The sequence below is a fragment of the Rhizobium sp. Root1220 genome (genome assembly GCF_001426265.1).
Classification (GTDB): domain Bacteria; phylum Pseudomonadota; class Alphaproteobacteria; order Rhizobiales; family Rhizobiaceae; genus Rhizobium.
Window position 1 is genome coordinate 1 of sequence record NZ_LMDG01000017.1, and the last position, 19,008, is coordinate 19,008.

Genomic DNA, 19,008 nt, shown 5'->3' on the forward strand with positions numbered 1-19,008 from the left:
TCATAAACATCCTCCTATCAGCGTCATCCCCAGAACGATGTCCTCACTGCAGAATCCGCTTCAGATCGCCAAAATACATTCTGCCAAAGTAGTGCTAGAGCCTAGAGCCTGATCACGTAGTCCTTGCGAGTCGTTTCAATGACTTCCCAGGTTCCCTTGAAGCCAGGCCTGAGGATCATGCGATCGCCGGCTCGAAGGTGGACGGCATCGGCTCCGTCCTCTGTAACGACGGAATAGCCCGAAACCACACTGAAATACTCCCACTCGTCATAAGCGATGCGCCACTTGCTGGGGGTTGCTTCCCACATGCCGGAATAGAGGCCACCATCGACCTCCTCCAGGTTCCAGGTTCGGAACTGCGGATCGCCGGAAATGATCCTGTCGGCCTCGGGGGCGCCGAACTCGGGCTCTACGCCGCTGACGTCGAAGATGATCATGTTGGACATAGTTACCGCACCGACGTCAGCAGCTTGAATCCGAAGCCCACGAAGATCGCGCCGGCTGCGACGTCGACGACCTTTCGACCGCGCGTGTACGCCTGGGCAACAGCCGGATTGCGCAGGAATGCCAGAACGAACGTATACCAGAGTGACGACACGAGAACCATGGTCGCAACCGCCGAGGCGCCTTGCAGCCAGGAGTGTTCGGCCGGCAATGTGGCGGCAAAAATGCTGGCCACGAAGACTGCCGATTTGGGGTTTGCGAGATTGGTCGCCAGTCCGGACCAGAAAGCTTGCCTTGGCGTGATCGCCAGCTGCGGCACATCATTTTCGGTACCACCGGCGTTCCCGTAGGTTCGCCACAGGAGCTTCGCGCCCAGCCACAGCAGATACGCGCCACCGGCGATCTTCAGAAAGAGATAAGCGAAGGGCGCGGCTGCAAACAAGGCACTGATACCAAGCCAGCCTGCCACGCCCCAGCACAGCGTACCCAGGACTACGCCGCCGATCACAGCCACCGACGCGCCCCCGGAACCCTGGAGCGCCGTGCGAACAACGATGAAGAAGTTGGGGCCTGGCGTTATTGCAGCCACCGCCCAGATAGTGGCAACGGACAAAAGAAACATGAATACGACTTTCGATCGGATGTCCTTCACAGCGAACCATCTCGCTGCTGCTCATTTCCTGGCTCCCTGCTTCCTCTCCTCAGAGGAAGCAGGCAACCGTTCAGAGGGCGGCGTCACTGCGCCGCGCCACCAGGCCTTTGGCACGATCGGCGGCCAACCTCGCGCCGGCATCGATACCGGGCGCAAAGCTGCTGCCGATCAAACGTTTGCGAGGGATTGCTCGAGGTCGGCGATGATGTCCTTGACGTCCTCGATACCCACCGAGAGACGAACGACATCGGCACCAGCGCCGGCAGCGGTTCTCTGCTCCTCGGTCAGCTGGCGATGCGTGGTCGAGGCCGGATGAATGACGAGCGAGCGGGTATCGCCGATATTGGCGAGATGAGAAAAGAGCTGCAGCCCTTCGACGAGTGTTTTGCCAGCCTCGTAGCCGCCCGTGACGCCGAAGGTGAAGACGGAACCTGCCCCCTTTGGCGAATAGCGCTGCTGGAGCGTGTAGTTCGGATCGTCCTCCAGCCCGGCGTAATTCACCCACGCGATCTTGCTGTGCGCCTTTAGCCACTTTGCCACCGCGATGGCATTGTCGCTATGGCGCTGCATACGCAGCGGCAGCGTCTCGATGCCGGTCAGGATCAGGAAGGCGTTGAAAGGCGAGATTGCGGGGCCTAGATCGCGCAGACCGAGGACGCGGCAAGCGATGGCGAAGGCGAAATTGCCGAAGGTAGAATGCAGGACGACGCCGTTATACTCGGGTCGTGGACTGGACAGCATCGGGTAGTTGCCGGACTTCGACCAGTCGAAAGTCCCGCCATCGACGATAATGCCTCCCATCGAATTGCCATGGCCACCAAGGAATTTCGTCAGCGAGTGCACCACGACGTCGGCGCCATGTTCGATCGGCCGAATCAGGTAAGGGCTTGCCATTGTGTTGTCGACGATCAGCGGCAGGCCGTGTTTGTGCGCCACGGCCGCGATCGCGGCGATATCGACAAAGGTCCCGCCGGGGTTTGCCAAGCTCTCGATGAAGATAGCGCGCGTCTTGCCGTCGATCTGGCTTTCAAAGCTTGCCGGATCGGAAGAATCCGCCCATCGAACCTGCCAACCGAAGTTATCAAAGGCGTGGCCGAACTGGTTGATCGAGCCGCCATACAGACGCTTGGCGGCCACGAAGTTCTCACCGGGACGCAGCAGTGTGTGAAAGACGACCATCTGCGCTGCGTGACCGGAAGCGACCGCCAGGGCAGCCGTGCCGCCCTCGAGTGCGGCAACGCGCTCTTCAAGCACAGCCTGGGTGGGGTTCATGATGCGCGTGTAAATATTGCCAAACTGCTGCAGGCCGAAGAGTGCTGCAGCATGATCGGCATCGTTGAAGACGTATGCCGTCGTCTGATAGATCGGCGTTGCGCGTGCGCCCGTCGCAGGATCTGGCTGCGCCCCTGCGTGAACTGCCAACGTATTGAAACCCGGATCGTTCTTGGCCATGAAACCCTCCCACTTTGTTCGACCGAATGGCGCGGAGCATAGCCGACGCGAGCGAAAAGTTAATCGCGTTCCGTTTCAACCCAGGCAGGTTATTTGAAAAATCCATCCGTCAGACGAAAAGCCGCGCGTATTCGATTGCAGGGCAGCGATCCATCACGACCTTGAGGCCGGCGGCTTCGGCACGTGCAGCCGCCGCATCGTCGCGCACGCCGAGTTGCGCCCAGATGACGCTTGGTCGTGGATTTAAGGCAAGCGCCTCGTCGACCACGCTCGACAAATATTCGGATGCGCGAAAGACATCGACCATATCCACGGGCACCGGAATGTCTGCCATCCGGGCATAGACCAATTGCCCCTGAATCTCTTTTCCCGCCTGGCCGGGATTGACGGGAATAACGTTGTAGTCGCGAGCCAGGAGATACCCCATCACCCCGTTGCTCGGACGGGCCGGGTTTGGCGAGGCGCCGGTCAAAGCGATTGTCTCCACCGAGTTCAGAATGCCGAGAATGTAGTTGTCGCTATAGTGATCGTGATTCATTGAAGAGCCCTCCGAAAGCAATTGTCCTTGTTCACAGTCAGTGAAACCAGCCGATGGGTGGCTACCGCGTATATAGGTACCGGTATGCCGAAGGAGGATGCTCTCCCCCGCCTGAACTAATTCGACCTGCCTTCACCTTTGCTGTCACCGTCTCAACAACCTTGAAGGGAAGTTCCCGATTCCGCTTAACTCACCATAGCACTGCGGCGGTCTTGGCTGCCGCTTTGCCCTTGGCCAGAGATACAACCGCGCCCTAATCAGGTTTGTTGGCACACCACATGATTTTGTGACAGCTTTGTCACAACCGAAGGAATTCACGGCGGCAACACGTGCATGGTTCTATGTATATACTGTATATGTTCACTTCTGTTCATGCGAGTTTTAGCATCATCTTATAGTTGAATTGAGAAATCATGCCAGATACTTCTGGTGTACGTGCCTCTTTCTCGCCAATATCGACGGCATCCTGAGGTTGCGGCAGCATTCGACACGCACTGAAACGGGTTTCATTTGATTTCGTGAACCCGATTGCTTTTTGAGGGCAGCGGCGTCACAAGCATCTCACCCTTGCGTTGTCACACCAGCCGGTAGTCTCCCTTGCCCTTCGACATCATCCTGCTCGTTCTGTTCGGTGCCCTGCTGCACGCAACGTGGAACGCCATGATCAAGGCGGGCACGGACAAATCGCTGGATGCCAGTTTGATCTCGGCAGGCGGCGCGGTTACAGCGCTGCCGTTCCTGGCGCTCCTGCCGCTGCCTGCACCGACGGCCTGGCCCTTCATCGGCGCTTCGGCCATCTTGCAGTTCGTGTATTTCCAGCTTGTCGCCGGTGCCTACCGCGCGGGCGATATCGGCCTCGTCTATCCACTGATGCGCGGTTGCGCGCCGCTTTTGATCGCAGCAACGAGTGGTTTTATCCTGAATGAAACACTTTCGACCGGCGCCTTGGTCGGCACGATGACCATCTGTACCGGCATCCTCACTCTTGCCTTCGAGGCGAGAAAGGGGAACGGCCACGCCATCATGCTGGCACTCGCGAATGCCTGTGTCATCGCCACCTATACGTACGTCGACGGCATCGGTGCGCGGACTTCCGGTAATGCCATTTCCTATACGCTCTGGATGTCGCTATTGCCGCCGGTGCTTCTGTTCACCTGGGCGATCTCACGACGCGGCCTTTTTGCCGTGGCCGTCCACGTTCGCTACAACTGGTGGCGTGGCCTGATCGGTGGCGCGGGTTCGATTGCTTCCTATGGCCTGGCACTCTGGGCGATGACCAAGGCGCCCGTTGCGACAGTGGCTGCGCTTCGCGAAACCTCGATCCTGTTCGCGCTGATCATTTCCGTTGTGGTCCTGAAGGAGAAAGCCAGCCCCTGGCGCTATCTCGCCGGCGTCATCATTGCGCTCGGCGGCCTGATCCTGAAACTGGGCTGACTACTCCCCTGTCCATTCCGGCATTCTTTTTTCGAGGAAGGCGCCGATGCCCTCTTCCGCGTCTGCGGTCAGCATGTTCTCAACCATTACCTGAGCAGCGTAGCCATAGGCTTCTTCCACTGGCATTTCGAGCTGGCGGTAGAACGCCTGCTTGCCGATGCTCAACGTCAGTGGTGACTTGCTGGCGATAATGGACGCGTATTTGTTGACGACCTGCATCAGGTACTGCTTCGGCACGATCCGGTTGACCAGCCCGAAGTCCTTTGCGGTCGACGCATCGATCGTCTCGCCGGTGAGCAACATTTCCATCGCCTGCTTGCGATGAGCAGCCCGGGACACGGCGACCATCGGCGTCGAGCAAAACAGCCCGATATTGACACCCGGCGTACAGAACGTGGCCGTGTCGGTGCAGATTGCGAGATCGCACGAGGCGACAAGCTGGCAACCGGCGGCCGTCGCCAGTCCGTCGATTTCGGCAATAACCGGTTTCGGCAGGCGCGTGATCTCCAGCATCAGATCGGCGGCGAGCGCAAATGTCTCCTCGAAGAACGCCACGCCACCGTCCGCATCGGCCCGATGCGCCGTCAGTTCTTTGAGATCATGGCCGGCCGAGAAAACACTCCCGGTCGACGCGATGATCACCACACGAACATTCTCGTCCTCATCCGCCTTGTGAAGCTCGCCCATCAGTGTTTCCAGCATGGCGATCGACAGAACATTGGCGGGAGGATTGTTGAGTGTCAGCCTCAAGACGCCGTCGGAAAGTTGGCGCAAGACCAGGGCGCCATCGTGGGCTTTGCTCGGGTCGGGGCGAAAGGATACGACTTCGGCCATGGTCTAACTCCCTGCATGTCAGTTTCGTGCTAACTGTTCTGCCACAAGCGATCAGCAATTTCGAGGAGAAGCGATGCAGCCGGTCATGACGATCGACGAGGTCCACCGGTTTTTGGAAACGGATTTTCCGCAGATCCACACCGATGGACGTGTTTTCACCGTCACCGAGATCGCGCCCGGCCGGGCCTCGATGCGGCTCGATCCATCCAAGCGGCATCTGAGGCCAGGCGGCACGGTCTCCGGCCCTGCCCTTTTCGCGCTGGCGGACGTCACTGCATACGTTGCGGTCCTGGCTCACATCGGGCCGGTGGCACTGGCCGTCACCACCAACCTGAACATCAATTTCCTGCGCCTGCCGAAACCTCGATCGACGACCTGCGCCTGCACGATCCTGAAGCTCGGCAAACGCCTTGCGGTCATAGAAGCCGCGATTTTTCAGGAGGATCGGAGCGAGTTGGTCGCTCACGCAACGGCCACATACTCGATTCCGCCGCGTTAAATATGTGGTATCTGCATACCACATATTTAACGTATTGATTTTATTCAATTGTTTTTCGTGTCGCCGCCTGACGCAATATTGACCCAACAGGCTGCAGGCCCTATACACACGGCAGAACGCAGCCTTTCCCGGCTGCTTTCTTTTTGGTGCGCCTTCGGGCTCCCAATTCAAGCAACAAGAAACGCCCTTTCGCCTTCGGGCCAAGGGACCCAAAGAGAGTAACTACTATGGCAACCTTCTCCCAGAAGCCTGCAGAGGTGGAGAAGAAGTGGATCATCATCGACGCCGAAGGGCTTGTCGTTGGTCGTCTCGCTTCTGTTATCGCTATGCGTCTGCGTGGCAAGCACAAGGCAACCTTTACGCCTCACGTTGACGACGGCGACAATGTCATCGTCATCAATGCCGACAAGGTCGTATTCACCGGCAAGAAGTACTCCGACAAGGTTTACTACTGGCACACCGGTTTTGCCGGCGGCATCAAGGAACGTACTGCTCGCCAGATCATCGAAGGCCGCTTCCCGGAGCGTGTTCTCGAAAAGGCTGTTGAGCGCATGGTTCCGCGTGGCCCGCTCGGTCGCCGCCAGATGAAGAACCTTCGTGTTTACACGGGTTCCAACCATCCTCATGAAGCACAGCAGCCTGTCGCTCTCGACGTCGCCAAGCTGAACAAAAAGAACGTAAGGAGCGCCTAAGAATGGCTGACCTCTCCTCCCTGAAGGATCTCGGCACGTCCGAAGCAGCTGCTGCTCCGGTTCACGTCCGTAAGGTCGACTCGCTTGGCCGTTCCTACGCGACCGGCAAGCGCAAGAACGCTGTTGCCCGCGTATGGGTCAAGCCGGGCTCCGGCAAGATCATCGTCAACGGCAAGGAAATGGCGGAATACTTCGCACGTCCGGTTCTGCAGATGATCCTGCGTCAGCCGATCGTCGCTGCTGCCCGTGACGGCCAGTTCGACATCATCGCAACTGTTGCCGGCGGCGGTCTTTCTGGCCAGGCTGGTGCCGTTCGTCACGGCGTTTCCAAGGCACTCACCTACTTCGAGCCGGGCCTGCGCCCAGTCCTGAAGAAGGGTGGCTTCCTGACGCGCGACAGCCGCGTTGTCGAGCGTAAGAAGTACGGCAGAGCCAAGGCCCGCCGTTCGTTCCAGTTCTCCAAGCGTTAATCGCTTCGGACTACGGACTTTGGAAAGGCCGGGCATTTGCTCGGCCTTTTCTTTTTGGGCATTGTTGCAATCGGCAGGCGGCCGATACCTCTTCATGAGGTGCGAGAAGGAGCTTATCTTGGCGACGAAGTCGATCGATCATGCCTTCACGGCAACCAGCCTCACTTCTGCGGCCTCCGATCCCACCTTTGCCGGCGCGCTGTCGTTCATGCGCCGCCGCTTCACCAAGGATCTGACCGGCGCCGATGTCGTGGTCTGGGGCATCCCCTTCGACGCCGCCACCTCCAACCGGCCGGGCACGCGCTTCGGGCCGCAAGCGATCCGGCGCGCATCGGCGATCTTCGACAATGACCCGCAATATCCGTTCAACCGCGATCTCTTCGCCGAGATGGCCGTCATTGATTATGGCGACTGCCTGCTCGACTACGGCAACCATCAGGAAGCGCCGGCCGAGATCGAACGCCAGGCAAAGGCAATCATCGATAGCGGCGCCTTCATGCTGACGTTTGGCGGCGATCACTACGTGACATGGCCGATCCTCAAGGCGCATGCCGAAAAGCACGGTCCGCTGGCGCTTGTTCAGTTCGATGCGCATCAGGATACCTGGTTCGACGATAACAGGCGGATCGACCATGGGTCGTTCGTGGCGCGGGCTGCACGCGACGGCGTTATCGACCCAGATCGTTCGATCCAGATCGGCATCCGCACGCATGCGCCTGATGATTTCGGCATCAACATTCTCTTCGGCCATCAGGTCGAGGAAATGACGGCCGCCGACATCGCTTCGACGATCATTTCGCACACGCGCGGGGCACCAGCCTACCTGACTTTCGATATCGACTGCCTGGATCCTGCCTACGCACCCGGCACCGGAACGCCGGTTTCCGGCGGTCCGTCGAGCGCGAAAATCCTCTCCGTGCTGCAGCGATTGCACCAGCTTGACACCAAAGGCGCCGACGTTGTCGAGGTGTCGCCAGCCTATGACCATGCGGATATCACCGCCATTGCGGGGGCGACGGTCGCGATGTATATGCTGGGGCTGCATGCCGAACGACGGTCCACAGCGTCACACGGCTGACTTATCCATCTCGCAAACTGATTCCGGATTTCTTTCTAACCTGTTGAAAGTGTGAGCAAGACAATGGCACCGAAGATCTTCATCGATGGCGAACATGGCACGACGGGCCTGCAGATCCGCACGCGCATGGCCGGCCGCCGCGACGTTGAGCTTCTGTCCATTCCGGAAGCAGAGCGGCGCAATGCGGCGATCCGCGAGGACATGCTGAACAGCGCCGACATCGCCATCCTCTGCCTGCCCGACGATGCATCGAAGGAAGCCGTCCAGATGGTCTCGGCCAACAACAATGTCCGCGTCATCGACACCTCGACGGCCTACCGCGTCAATCCTTCCTGGGCCTACGGCTTTGCGGAAATGGACAACGAGCAGGCCGACAAGATCAAGTCGGCACGTTTCGTCGCCAATCCCGGCTGCTATCCGACCGGCGCGATCGGGCTGATCCGGCCTTTGAGGGCTGCTGGCCTCCTGCCGGACGGCTATCCGATCACGGTCAACGCCGTGTCCGGCTATACCGGCGGCGGCAAGCAGATGATCGCGCAGATCGAGGACCAGAGCCGCGACGATGCAATCAGCTCCCCGCACTTCCTTTACGGTCTGCCGCTGACGCACAAGCATGTCCCTGAGATGAAGATCCACGGCCTGCTTGACCGTGCGCCGATCTTCTCGCCATCTGTCGGCAAGTTCGCGCAGGGCATGATCGTGCAGGTGCCACTCTATCTCGAAGACCTAGCACCGGGCTGCGCGCTTGAAAGCATTCACGCCGCATTGTCGGCCCATTACGTCGGTCAGGACATCGTGAGGGTGGCGCCGCTTGATGAAAGCCGCAAACTCGCCCGCGTCGATGCTATTGAACTTGCCGGCAAGGACACGATGAAACTGTTTGTGTTCGGCACGCCCGGTGGCGCGCAGGTCAATCTGGTTGCTCTGCTCGACAATCTCGGCAAGGGGGCGTCGGGAGCAGCGGTTCAAAACATGGATCTGATGCTGGCATCCTAGCCTGCGCAGTTCGGCCGAGTGGTCTTTGCCGACTGGCTGTTCATCCGGACCATATGCTGTCGGGGTGCCAGCGACGGCATCCTGCGCTGAGACTGCCTCCCTGAGAACGGTGCCGCGCTGTTGCGCTTGGATATCTGCCTCGTTGATCAAACGTGACAGGCCGCATACAGTTGTTCGGTGACGTGAGAGGGAGCACTCATGAATACCATTTTGTTCGGTATTGCCTTCGTCGGCGGCACCGTAGTTGTAACGCTTGCGTTCTATTTCCTGATGCGCCTGATCATGGGAGGCGACCCGACCGGCAAGGACCGCGAACTGGCCAGCGCAATCGTCTTGCGCATCGCCTCGCTTCACGCTCTCATCCTTGCTCTGGTCTTCGCCCAGGAGATGATCGAGTACCAACGACTGAAATTTGAGAGCGTAACGGAAGCAAACGCCATTGCAGACATCTACTACGACGCGGATCGTTATGGCGCCAATGAGAAGGGACCTATCCAGAAAGCGCTTTTCGAGTACGTCCAGATCGTGATCAACGACGAATGGCGCATGCTGGGCTCGACCGGGCAGCTGTCACAAGAGGCGTGGAACAGATGGGACAGCGTCTATCAAAACGTCCTCGACCTAACTCCCAGCAACGCCAGGCAGCAGAGCATAAGAGAGCATATGCTGATCGATATCCACGACATCGCTGACGCCCGCGACAAGCGACAAAACAGCGGCACCGATTCCGTTAGCGGCATTTTTTGGTTTGCGGCCATTTCAGGTGTCGTTTTCATGGCGCTTGGCTACTATCCCTACCCGCCGGATCCGCGAAACTTGCTGCTGCTGTCCGTGCTGGGAGCTTTCACCGGGATCATTCTTTACTTCATCTACGCGTTTTCCAACCCATACAACCCGCCAGCAACCCTCAAACCGACTGCGTTCGAGCGCCTGCATGAAGAAATGATGACGCAGCCCGGTCCAAGCTAGCGCGATCCGGCGCTCGCCTACCGAAGTCGGGCGAAAGGTCGCACTCTGGCGACAAGCGTTTCACCTGGACCATGCACGGCTGCAAAGAGCAGCCCGGCGAGGAAGGTGAAGTGATCGACAAAAAAACCGAACTCGGCCTGGTTTCCGTTCCAGTGGCTTGGGCCGTGGAAGGCAAAAGCCAGGAAGACCACGTAGAGACCGGCCAGCAACGAAGCCTCTGAAAACAGCACGCCGGTGAGGAATGCGAGCGCTAACGCCAGTTCGAAGAAAGCCGCTACCCAGGTCAGGAATAGCGGAAATGGAAAGCCGGCCGCGGCGATGTAGCTTGCGGTCGACTGCGGGTCGATGAACTTGAAGCTCGTCGCCATCAGAAATACGGCGGCGAAGATCAGCCGCGCTACCAGAATTGGAATTGTCCTGCTCATATTATTCCCCTAACGGCAAATGCCTTTGATCGTCGCTTATCTTTCGACCGAACGGCCACGTGTAAAACCTTCCAACCCAAGGACGGTTGAAGACATCGCATCCCGACAGGCTGTCGCGGATTTATCTCGAGCGCGCCACTATCGACTTACGCCGTTGCGGTGATCCGCCAGCACATCGTCGATCACCCGCCACGACTTCTCCACATCCTGCGGGTTTGCGCCGGCCACGCTTGCGGCGACGATCAGTGCCTTCCACAACGTCCAGCCTCTTCCCCGCGCCCAAGTCCCCTCGTCGAGAGGGCGGGCGGCGCGAAAGACTTTCCGGCTCTCACCTTTGAAAAGGTGCCAGGTAATGGCGAGATCGCAGGCAGGATCACCGATACCGGCTGTTCCAAAATCGATGACGGCACTGAGACGGCCTTTCTCGACAAGCAGGTTGCCATACGCAACGTCCCCGTGGAACCAAACAGGAGCCTCCTGCCATGAGGAGGCAAGTGCCGCCTCCCATACCTCGTTTGCTGTTTCTGTATCGAGCCTACCGTCAAGCATCGCGAGCGCCTTGCGCGTCTCGGCGTCATAGACCTCGAGCGATCCGCCGCGAAAGAAGTTGTGCGGGCCAGGCGGTGGCCCCCCGTGGCATCCACCCGTTGCAAGGCATCGAGGAACCCAGCGAGCGAAAGTGCGAACGCGCTGAGGTCAACGATCCGTTCGGCAAGAGCGATCTCCCCGTCGCGCCAGGCGTAGATAGACCATGGCCAGGGATAGGTCTCGTCCGGCTGGCCCAGCCCCAACGGCAGCGGTATCGGCAGAGGCAATTGTGGCGCCAGAATCGGTAGCCAACGCTGTTCCTTGGCGACCTGGTCGGCATAGTGGAGCGCGCTCGGCAACCGGACTGTCATGTGCCGGCCAAGATGAAACGTTCTGTTGTCCCAACCGTCAGATTTCACAGGCTTGATCGGCAAATCGGACCATTCGGGAAACTGCGTTTCAACCAGCCTGCGCACAAGCGCCGTATCGATTACCAGGCTATCCATAAGCGTCCGATCCCTGCTGTCCTGCCTTTGCAATAAGGCTGCTCATTCGGCGCAGATCAAGCGGCATCACCTGTGCGCCGCTGGCCTGCGCTCATGTGTTGATTCCGCTCCTTTCAATGAAGGATGAGAAACGACGGACTAGACACTGGTTTAGCACAGTTTTTCGCCATGGAGCACGTTGTGCAACTCCGGGCGCGTTTATGGCATTTCTATTTTCCAGGTCCTGGCGTCGAATGGATTTCCTACCGCGCTCGGCATTAGCCTGAGCTGCAAATTGCAGAGGTTTAGCCATGCGAAATATTATGCTCTCAAACTTCATCGCCACTCGCCCGCGTCGGATAGCGCCGAAACGGCAGATGCGCGAACGACGCACTGCCCAGGCGCTGATCATATTCGGCATCGTCCTCGCGACCGTCGAACTCTACGTTATCCTTGGCGGCTTCTGAGACGCACTGATGCGAATGGAAAACCGTCTACGCATCGGGGCCACCACCACTGCGCTGATCACGCCATTTCGAAACGGGATACCCGACCTCCGAGCGCTACGGCAACTCGCGGAGCGCCAGATCCGCGCCGGTGTCGACGGGTTGGCGGTATGCACGATAACGGGCGAAGGTCCTACCCTTTCCATGCACGAGCGAGCGGCGGCAATCTGGACCTGCGTCAAGGCGGCAGCCGGTCGCATACCCGTAATCGCCGCCACCGGTACCAACGCAACAGCTAGCACAATCGCCCTCACACAACAGGCAGAGGCCTTGGGCGCTCAGGCTGCTTTGGTGACGGTACCCTATTATTCGAAACCGGGTCAGAAGGGCATCATTAGCCACTTTCAGCAGGTGGGCGCGGCAAGCACGCTTCCGCTGATAATCGACAACGAGTTCTCCCGCACCGCAAGCAACCTGACGGTGGACACGCTCAAGGCGCTGGCGGACAATCCATCAATCGCGGGCATCGTCGGCAGCGATATCGCTACCCCCGGTGCATTGCCGGCGGATTTACGTCACCGGTTCGTGCTCCTGTCCAATCGAGACGCCTCTGCCATCGCCTTCCTGGCATCCGGCGGTAGTGGCGTGATCTCGGCCGGCGCGAATGTTCACCCTCGTCTCTTTGCGTCACTGCAACAGGCCTGCCGTGCAGGTAACATGTCGGCGGCCGTCGCACTTGAGGACCGGTTGTCTGCCCTCATGAGTGCGCTCGGAACCGACGGTGATCCTTGCGCGATCAAGCACGCGCTTCACGTCCTGCTGGGCAGCGACACCGCCGTCCGTTTGCCGTTGGTAACGCTCGAAGCGAGCGCAAAGACCGCGATTTCGGAGGCACTGACCGAGCTCGCACACAGCAGTTCGATTGCCATATCCATATGATATTTTTATATTTTATCTCTCGGTGACGAATAGAGACCGTATCCCGGAATATCTACATTATGGGTGTGGCACCTGCTTTTACAGCAGCACCAAAATGATTATTCGAAAGGAAAATCGATGCCCTCAATTCAGCTCAACAGCCGAATCGAGCCTCTCCAACGAAAGCCCGCAGCACGCTTTACGATCGGCCGGGACAACCGCGGCCGCTGGGTGGTCGCAGACCGCGACGGACTTGTCGGCGGTGTGTTCATCAGCGAGCATGCCGCACGTCACTTCGCCGCCGACGAATGCGGCCATGATGCAGCCCAGATATGTCGCGCAGACGACAGCATCGTCCTGCAGTTTGGCCCACTTGACCGGCTGCAATAATATCGGCTGATCAAAACTGGCCTATAGCGGGAATTCCAGCATGAGCTCCCGCTGAAATGGCAAACGCTTCCTTAACCGGGCTTCTGCTACCATGCGATCCATTGCTGACCGTATCCAGAAGCCCGATGCCGAAACCGAATTTCCGCTTTACCCACTACGATCTCAACGACCAGCGCGCCGGGACGATTATCGAGGTGACGCTGAATGCGGTCGCCAATGTGCGCATGATGACGGCGCCGAACTACCAACGCTTCACCGAAGTGCTCGACTTCAAGTATGTGGGCGGCGTGGCGCGCAAATCTCCCGTGCGGCTTGCCATCCCGGAAACCGGTCATTGGCACATCGTTGTCGATATGGAAGGCCACCATGGCCTCGCCGAGTCGTCCGTCAAACTCATCTCTGCGCCTGCCGGGCAGATGCAAGCCTCCTGATCAACGCTGATTGCGCTCATTCCTGAGTTTTGCCCACCATTCCAGGCGCTTACGGATATCCCTTTCGAAGCCGCGCTCCGGCGGGTCGTAGAACGTCTGGCGGCCCATCTTCTCCGGGAAGTAATCCTGACCGGAAAAAGCGTCAGGCTCGTCGTGGTCGTAGCGATAGCCATCGCCGTACCCCTCGCCCTTCATCAGCTTCGTCGGCGCATTCAGGATATGTTTCGGTGGCAGTAGTGAGCCATTTTGCTTGGCAGCTTGTGTCGCCGCTTTGAAGGCGATGTAGACGGCATTCGATTTCGGTGCGGTCGCGAGATAGACGCATGCCTGTGCCAGCGCCAGCTCCCCCTCCGGCGAACCGAGGTAATCATAGGCATCCTTTGCCGCGTTGCAGATCACCAGCGCCTGTGGGTCAGCCAGTCCGATATCCTCGACCGCCATCCGAACCAGCCTCCGGCCAAGATAGAGCGGATCCTCGCCGGCATCGAACATGCGTGCCAGATAATAGAGTGCCGCATCTGGATCGGAGCCGCGCACGGACTTGTGGAGCGCGGAGATCAGGTTGTAGTGGCCGTCCTGAGCCTTGTCGTAGACCGGCGCACGCCGCTGGACAATGCGCGTCAAACCCTCGGTGTCGAAGGTTTCGCCGTCGCGCGCTGCGCGCCAGACCTCTTCGGCTAGCGTCAGCACGGCGCGTCCGTCACCGTCCGCCATCCTGAGCAGACTAGCGCGCGCTTCATCCGTAAGCGGCAGCGCCTTGCTCTCCGTAGACTCGGCGCGCTTCAGCAACTCTTCGAGACTCTCATCATCATGCGATTTGAAGGTGAGTACACGGGCGCGGGAGAGAAGAGCGGCGTTGAGCTCGAACGACGGGTTCTCGGTCGTGGCGCCGACAAGAATGACCGTGCCGTCCTCCATGACGGGCAGGAAGCTGTCCTGCTGCGCCCGATTGAAACGGTGGATCTCGTCGACGAAGAGCAGCGTCTGTCGGCCATCCATCCGCCGCAGGCGCGCCGTCTCGAATACCTTCTTGAGGTCGGCAACGCCGGAGAAGATTGCCGATATCTGCTCGAAGGCCAGGCCCGCCTCTCCGGACAGCAATCGAGCTACGGTCGTCTTGCCTGTTCCCGGCGGTCCCCAGAAGATCATGGACCCGAGGGACCCGCTCTCGATCATCCGCCGCAATACGCCGTCATCTCCGGTCAATTGCTCCTGGCCGGTAACGTCAGAAAGGCTCCGCGGCCGCAAACGATCTGCAAGTGGCCGCCGATTGGCGACTTCCTCCGGAATCCGCGGCGCAAACAGATCATCGCTCATCGGAAGAACTGCCGGATGCGCTGGCCATCCCGTTCGATCTCGACGCGCCAGAAATCCGGATCACGATCGGCGAGATCCGCCAACTCTTTCGTCGTCTTCACCTCGGTCCCATTGATGGAAACGATGATGTCCTTGGGCTCGAAGCCGAGGCGTGCAGCCAGGGAATCATCCTTTACCTCGGAGACGACCACACCGGTCGACTCCGATGGCATGCGCAATTCATCAGCCACCCGTGGCGACAGGTTTTCGACAACAGCACCGGTAAAGGGCGTCCGGCCGCCGATCGTGCGCTGATCACGGGACGTGGTTTCCGGGGCGCGATCGAGCGCCAACGCAATGTCTTGCTCGCGCCCGTTCTCGATCACCGTCAGATGCACCGACTTGCCCAGTCCTGCGGTTGTCAGGCGGTAAAGAAGCGCGTCCGGATGCTCGACCGGAATACCATCGACCGCCGTCACGATCTCGCCTGCCTTCAATCCGGCCTTTGCCGCCGGACCATTGTCGGTGACCTTGACGATCAGAGCCCCACGGGCCTTGTTCAATCCCAACGCCTCGGCGACTTCCGACGTTACGGCATCGAAGGTTGCCCCGACATAGGGTCGCTCGAAGGCTTTCACACCGGCGTCGGCAGATGCCAGGAAGACCTTCACCAGGTTCGCCGGGATGGCAAAGCCGATGCCGTTGGAGCCACCACCGCGGGAGAAAATTGCGGTGTTGATGCCAATCAGTTCACCCTTCATGTTCATCAGTGCACCGCCGGAATTGCCGGGGTTGATCGACGCATCCGTCTGTATGAAGAAACCGAATTCGTTCTTGACCACCTGATTGCGCGCGAGCGCCGAGACGATGCCGCTGGTGACCGTCTGCCCGACGCCGAAGGGGTTCCCGATCGCCAGCACCAGATCGCCAACTTCAACCGCATCGGAATTGCCAATCGCCAGCGCCGGGAAGGTTTCCTTCGTCTCGATCCTGAGCACCGCCAGGTCGACGCGATCGTCCCTCAGGATGACCTTGCAAGGAAACTCCCGCCCATCGGAGAGAGCAATTTTGATATCGTCGGCGCCCTCGACAACATGGTTGTTGGTTACGACCGTGCCGTTTGCCTCGACGATGACGCCGGATCCGAGGGATGATTGCTTCTCGGACCTGTTCGGCATCTGCTGGCCGAAGAATTGCTCGAAGAAGGGATCGCCCGCAAAGGGAGACTGCCGACGCACCGTCTTTTCCGCATAGACGTTCACGACCGCACCGGCCGTCTGCTTGACGAGTGGAGCGAAGGAGAGCTGCATCTCCAACTGGCTCTGTGGAACAGTCTTGGCGGTCTGGGCATTTGCGGAAACCGGTAACGCGAACACCAGAGCCAGCAGTGGCAGGGTGGCGCGCTTCAGCAGGTCTTGCATGGACATTCCTTCTGAAATTCTCTTCTGAAAGCGTTGTAGCGCTGGACGCTAGAAAGGAAAGGGGGCGGAAGAATGGAAGAAGAAGGAGGCTCACGACGTGCTGACGGCGGTTACGAAACGGAATCAGTATTGACCGTCAAACGCCTGATATTATGAGTTAAAACTTGAAATTATTTACTCAAGCGTGACATGGAGGTCGTTCGGAACACTACGCGCAACTGGCCTGCGCCGCGCCCGTAGAGCGTCACCGGGCGATTCTGCACTTGCTGTATGGTGATGCTGCATCATCTTCATCATCCCGGCGCCTCGCCGGCCCAGCCAACGAATCGATAGGAACAGACGCCCATGCCATATCGAACGCTTCGCCTCCCCATCGCCGCGGCCGTCTTCATGACATCCCTTACAGGTGTAGCCCATGCCGCAAGCTTTAACTGTGATGCAAAAGAATTGAAGCCCGACGAGAAGGCAATCTGCGACAACCGCGCCCTCAACGACGCCGACGTCAAGATGGTGACCACGTTCGAACTTCTCTCAGGATTGATGGCTATGGGCTCTCGCGGCGCATTGCAGGACGAGCAGACCGCGTGGCTGAAGAAACGCCAGGCATGCGGACCGGACGTCGCTTGCATCGAAGCCGCCTATGATGAGCGGCTGAAGCAGCTCGATGAGACCTACAAAAAAATAAACCGGCCGCTTTGACGGGGCCGGTCTATCGAACCAACTATCGCTTGACGCAGTACTTTGCCGACGCTTCAGCGACCGCCAAGATCACGTACGGCGCCGCGATCGGCACTTGTCGCGAAGGCCGCGTAGACCTTCAGCGCGGTCGTGACGTTGCGCTTGCGCGGTTCAGCCGGATGCCAGCCCTTCTCCTCCTGCTCGGCGCGACGCGTCGCGAGTTCCTTGTCGTCGACGCGGAGACTGATCGTGCGGTTCGGGATGTCGATATCGATCATGTCGCCTTCGCGAACGAGACCGATTGTACCGCCATTCGCCGCTTCCGGCGAGGCGTGGCCGATCGAAAGGCCCGAGGTGCCGCCGGAGAAGCGGCCATCAGTGATCAGCGCGCAAGCCTTGCCAAGTCCCTTCGACTTCAGATAGCTCGTCGGATAGAGCATTTCCTGCATGCCAGGACCGCCCTTCGGGCCTTCGTAGCGAATGACGACGACGTCACCAGCCTTGACTTCATTGGCAAGGATTGCCTTGACGGATGCATCCTGGCTCTCGAACACGCGTGCAGGTCCCGAGAACTTCAGGATCGATTCATCAACGCCTGCCGTTTTCACGATGCAGCCGTCGAGCGCGAGATTTCCCTTGAGAACGGCGAGACCGCCGTCTTTCGAGAACGGATGCTGTGCATCACGGATAACGCCATTCTCGCGATCGAGATCGAGCTCCTCCCAACGCGAACTCTGGCTGAAAGCCACCTGCGTTGGAACACCGCCGGGCGCCGCGCTGAAAAGCTCGAGGGCTGCTTTGTTGTCGGTAACGGCAATATCCCACTGCGCCAGTGCATCGCGCATCGTCGGGGCGTGAACGGTCGGCAGATCGACATTGAGCAAACCGGCACGGTTCAGTTCGCCAAGGATCGCCATGATACCGCCAGCGCGGTGCACGTCTTCCATATGTACGTCGGACTTTGCCGGCGCGACCTTCGACAGGCACGGAACGCGACGCGACAGGCGATCGATGTCGTCCATCGTAAAATCGATCTCGCCTTCATGCGCAGCTGCAAGGATGTGCAGCACAGTGTTGGTCGAGCCACCCATGGCGATGTCGAGCGCCATGGCATTTTCGAACGCGCCCTTGCTGGCGATGGTGCGCGGGAGCGCGGTAGCATCGTCCTGCTCATAATAGCGCTTGGCCAAGGCGACGACACGGCGACCAGCCTCGAGGAAGAGTTCCCTGCGGTCGGAATGGGTGGCGAGCGTCGAGCCGTTTCCGGGCAGCGACAGGCCCAGGGCTTCGGTCAGACAGTTCATCGAGTTTGCCGTGAACATGCCGGAACAGGAACCGCAGGTCGGGCATGCCGAACGCTCGATAACCGCGACATCCTCGTCGCTGATCTTGTCGTCGGCGGCCGCAACCATGGCGTCGACCAAGTCGAGCGCGACCTTCTTGCCGTGCATAACGACCTTGCCGGCTTCCATCGGGCCGCCGGAGACGAACACTGTCGGGATGTTGAGGCGCAGTGAGGCCATCAGCATGCCGGGGGTGATCTTGTCGCAGTTGGAGATGCACACCATCGCGTCGGCGCAATGAGCGTTGACCATGTACTCGACGCTGTCGGCGATCAGTTCCCGCGAAGGCAGCGAATAAAGCATACCGTCATGACCCATGGCGATGCCGTCGTCGACTGCAATCGTGTTGAATTCTTTGGCGACACCGCCAGCCGCCTCGATCTCGCGGGCGACGAGCTGGCCTAGGTCCTTGAGATGAACATGACCGGGCACGAACTGGGTGAAGGAGTTCACCACCGCGATAATCGGCTTGCCGAAGTCCGAGTCCTTCATGCCCGTTGCGCGCCAAAGTCCGCGCGCGCCTGCCATATTGCGGCCGTGGGTCGTGGTTCTGGAACGGTAGGCTGGCATCGGCGTATTCCTTAGAGTG

General features: G+C 59.4%; 21 protein-coding genes and 1 pseudogene. 12 read left to right on the plus strand and 10 right to left on the minus strand.

Features of this window, described 5'->3' with window-relative positions; genetic code table 11:
- Positions 1–101: 101 nt before the first annotated feature.
- The 4 genes from ASC90_RS13595 to ASC90_RS13610 form a co-directional block, all read right to left on the minus strand.
- Positions 102–446 (minus strand): cupin domain-containing protein, encoded by a 345-nt coding sequence (locus ASC90_RS13595; protein ID WP_056541147.1) that lies wholly within the window; start codon positions 444–446, stop codon positions 102–104.
- 2 nt (positions 447–448) lie between these two features.
- Positions 449–1,066 carry a LysE family transporter gene (locus ASC90_RS13600; protein ID WP_056541248.1) on the minus strand — a complete coding sequence of 206 codons (618 nt, stop codon included), beginning with the start codon at positions 1,064–1,066 and terminating at the stop codon, positions 449–451.
- A gap of 198 nt (positions 1,067–1,264) precedes the next feature.
- Positions 1,265–2,548 carry an O-acetylhomoserine aminocarboxypropyltransferase gene (locus tag ASC90_RS13605; protein WP_056541149.1) on the minus strand — a complete coding sequence of 428 codons (1,284 nt, stop codon included), beginning with the start codon at positions 2,546–2,548 and terminating at the stop codon, positions 1,265–1,267.
- Between the two features lie 109 nt (positions 2,549–2,657).
- Complete coding sequence (locus ASC90_RS13610) at positions 2,658–3,086, minus strand: CoA-binding protein (protein WP_056541152.1); 429 nt, start codon at positions 3,084–3,086, stop codon at positions 2,658–2,660.
- Between the two features lie 597 nt (positions 3,087–3,683).
- Between ASC90_RS13610 and ASC90_RS13615 the strand changes: the two genes are divergently transcribed.
- Positions 3,684–4,520: an EamA family transporter gene (locus tag ASC90_RS13615; protein ID WP_056541155.1), complete on the plus strand. Its 837-nt coding sequence runs from the start codon at positions 3,684–3,686 to the stop codon at positions 4,518–4,520.
- Here ASC90_RS13615 and ASC90_RS13620 read toward each other — a convergent pair whose 3' ends face one another.
- Positions 4,521–5,354, minus strand: a complete 834-nt coding sequence (locus ASC90_RS13620; RefSeq protein WP_056541159.1) for an enoyl-CoA hydratase — start codon at positions 5,352–5,354, stop codon at positions 4,521–4,523. It abuts the gene before it with no gap.
- Positions 5,355–5,427: 73 nt separating this feature from the next.
- Between ASC90_RS13620 and ASC90_RS13625 the strand changes: the two genes are divergently transcribed.
- The 6 genes from ASC90_RS13625 (at position 5,428) to ASC90_RS13650 (ending at position 10,058) form a co-directional block, all read left to right on the plus strand.
- Positions 5,428–5,853 (plus strand): PaaI family thioesterase, encoded by a 426-nt coding sequence (locus ASC90_RS13625; protein ID WP_056541162.1) that lies wholly within the window; start codon positions 5,428–5,430, stop codon positions 5,851–5,853.
- A 227-nt stretch (positions 5,854–6,080) separates the two neighbouring features.
- A complete protein-coding gene (rplM, locus tag ASC90_RS13630) occupies positions 6,081–6,545 on the plus strand; it encodes a 50S ribosomal protein L13 (RefSeq protein WP_056541165.1) in 465 nt (154 codons plus the stop codon).
- A 2-nt stretch (positions 6,546–6,547) separates the two neighbouring features.
- The gene (gene rpsI / locus ASC90_RS13635) at positions 6,548–7,015 is read left to right on the plus strand and encodes a 30S ribosomal protein S9 (RefSeq protein WP_056541167.1); all 468 of its coding nucleotides are present in this window, start codon (positions 6,548–6,550) and stop codon (positions 7,013–7,015) included.
- Positions 7,016–7,133: 118 nt separating this feature from the next.
- Entirely contained in the window at positions 7,134–8,093 is a 960-nt protein-coding gene (gene speB, locus ASC90_RS13640) for an agmatinase (protein ID WP_056541251.1), read from the plus strand.
- A gap of 63 nt (positions 8,094–8,156) precedes the next feature.
- Positions 8,157–9,089 (plus strand): N-acetyl-gamma-glutamyl-phosphate reductase, encoded by a 933-nt coding sequence (argC, locus tag ASC90_RS13645; RefSeq protein WP_056541170.1) that lies wholly within the window; start codon positions 8,157–8,159, stop codon positions 9,087–9,089.
- A 198-nt stretch (positions 9,090–9,287) separates the two neighbouring features.
- Positions 9,288–10,058, plus strand: a complete 771-nt coding sequence (locus tag ASC90_RS13650) for a DUF4239 domain-containing protein (protein WP_056541173.1) — start codon at positions 9,288–9,290, stop codon at positions 10,056–10,058.
- 17 nt (positions 10,059–10,075) lie between these two features.
- Here ASC90_RS13650 and ASC90_RS13655 read toward each other — a convergent pair whose 3' ends face one another.
- Positions 10,076–10,483, minus strand: coding sequence for a DoxX family protein (locus tag ASC90_RS13655; RefSeq protein WP_056541176.1), 408 nt, complete (start codon positions 10,481–10,483; stop codon positions 10,076–10,078).
- Positions 10,484–10,621: 138 nt separating this feature from the next.
- Positions 10,622–11,517 (minus strand): annotated as a pseudogene (locus tag ASC90_RS13660) (aminoglycoside phosphotransferase family protein).
- A gap of 290 nt (positions 11,518–11,807) precedes the next feature.
- Between ASC90_RS13660 and ASC90_RS28845 the strand changes: the two are divergent.
- The 4 genes from ASC90_RS28845 (at position 11,808) to ASC90_RS13675 (ending at position 13,681) form a co-directional block, all read left to right on the plus strand.
- Positions 11,808–11,963 carry a hypothetical protein gene (locus tag ASC90_RS28845; RefSeq protein ID WP_156392929.1) on the plus strand — a complete coding sequence of 52 codons (156 nt, stop codon included), beginning with the start codon at positions 11,808–11,810 and terminating at the stop codon, positions 11,961–11,963.
- Positions 11,964–11,972: 9 nt separating this feature from the next.
- Entirely contained in the window at positions 11,973–12,881 is a 909-nt protein-coding gene (gene dapA, locus ASC90_RS13665) for a 4-hydroxy-tetrahydrodipicolinate synthase (RefSeq protein ID WP_056541177.1), read from the plus strand.
- A 117-nt stretch (positions 12,882–12,998) separates the two neighbouring features.
- Positions 12,999–13,250, plus strand: a complete 252-nt coding sequence (locus ASC90_RS13670) for a hypothetical protein (RefSeq protein WP_056541180.1) — start codon at positions 12,999–13,001, stop codon at positions 13,248–13,250.
- Positions 13,251–13,375: 125 nt separating this feature from the next.
- A complete protein-coding gene (locus ASC90_RS13675; RefSeq protein WP_056541184.1) occupies positions 13,376–13,681 on the plus strand; it encodes a DUF1883 domain-containing protein in 306 nt (101 codons plus the stop codon).
- On the opposite strand, the gene ASC90_RS13680 is transcribed toward ASC90_RS13675, so the two are convergent.
- Both ASC90_RS13680 and ASC90_RS13685 read right to left on the minus strand, forming a co-directional pair.
- Positions 13,682–14,998: a replication-associated recombination protein A gene (locus ASC90_RS13680; RefSeq protein WP_056541187.1), complete on the minus strand. Its 1,317-nt coding sequence runs from the start codon at positions 14,996–14,998 to the stop codon at positions 13,682–13,684.
- Positions 14,995–16,398 carry a DegQ family serine endoprotease gene (locus ASC90_RS13685; protein WP_056541189.1) on the minus strand — a complete coding sequence of 468 codons (1,404 nt, stop codon included), beginning with the start codon at positions 16,396–16,398 and terminating at the stop codon, positions 14,995–14,997. The genes ASC90_RS13680 and ASC90_RS13685 overlap by 4 nt, the downstream gene beginning before the upstream one ends.
- Positions 16,399–16,788: 390 nt before the next feature.
- Between ASC90_RS13685 and ASC90_RS13690 the strand changes: the two genes are divergently transcribed.
- Positions 16,789–17,097, plus strand: a complete 309-nt coding sequence (locus ASC90_RS13690) for a hypothetical protein (protein ID WP_056541254.1) — start codon at positions 16,789–16,791, stop codon at positions 17,095–17,097.
- 53 nt (positions 17,098–17,150) lie between these two features.
- Here the strand turns inward: ASC90_RS13690 and ilvD are convergent, their stop codons facing one another.
- Entirely contained in the window at positions 17,151–18,989 is a 1,839-nt protein-coding gene (ilvD, locus tag ASC90_RS13695; protein ID WP_056541192.1) for a dihydroxy-acid dehydratase, read from the minus strand.
- Positions 18,990–19,008 lie beyond the last annotated feature (19 nt).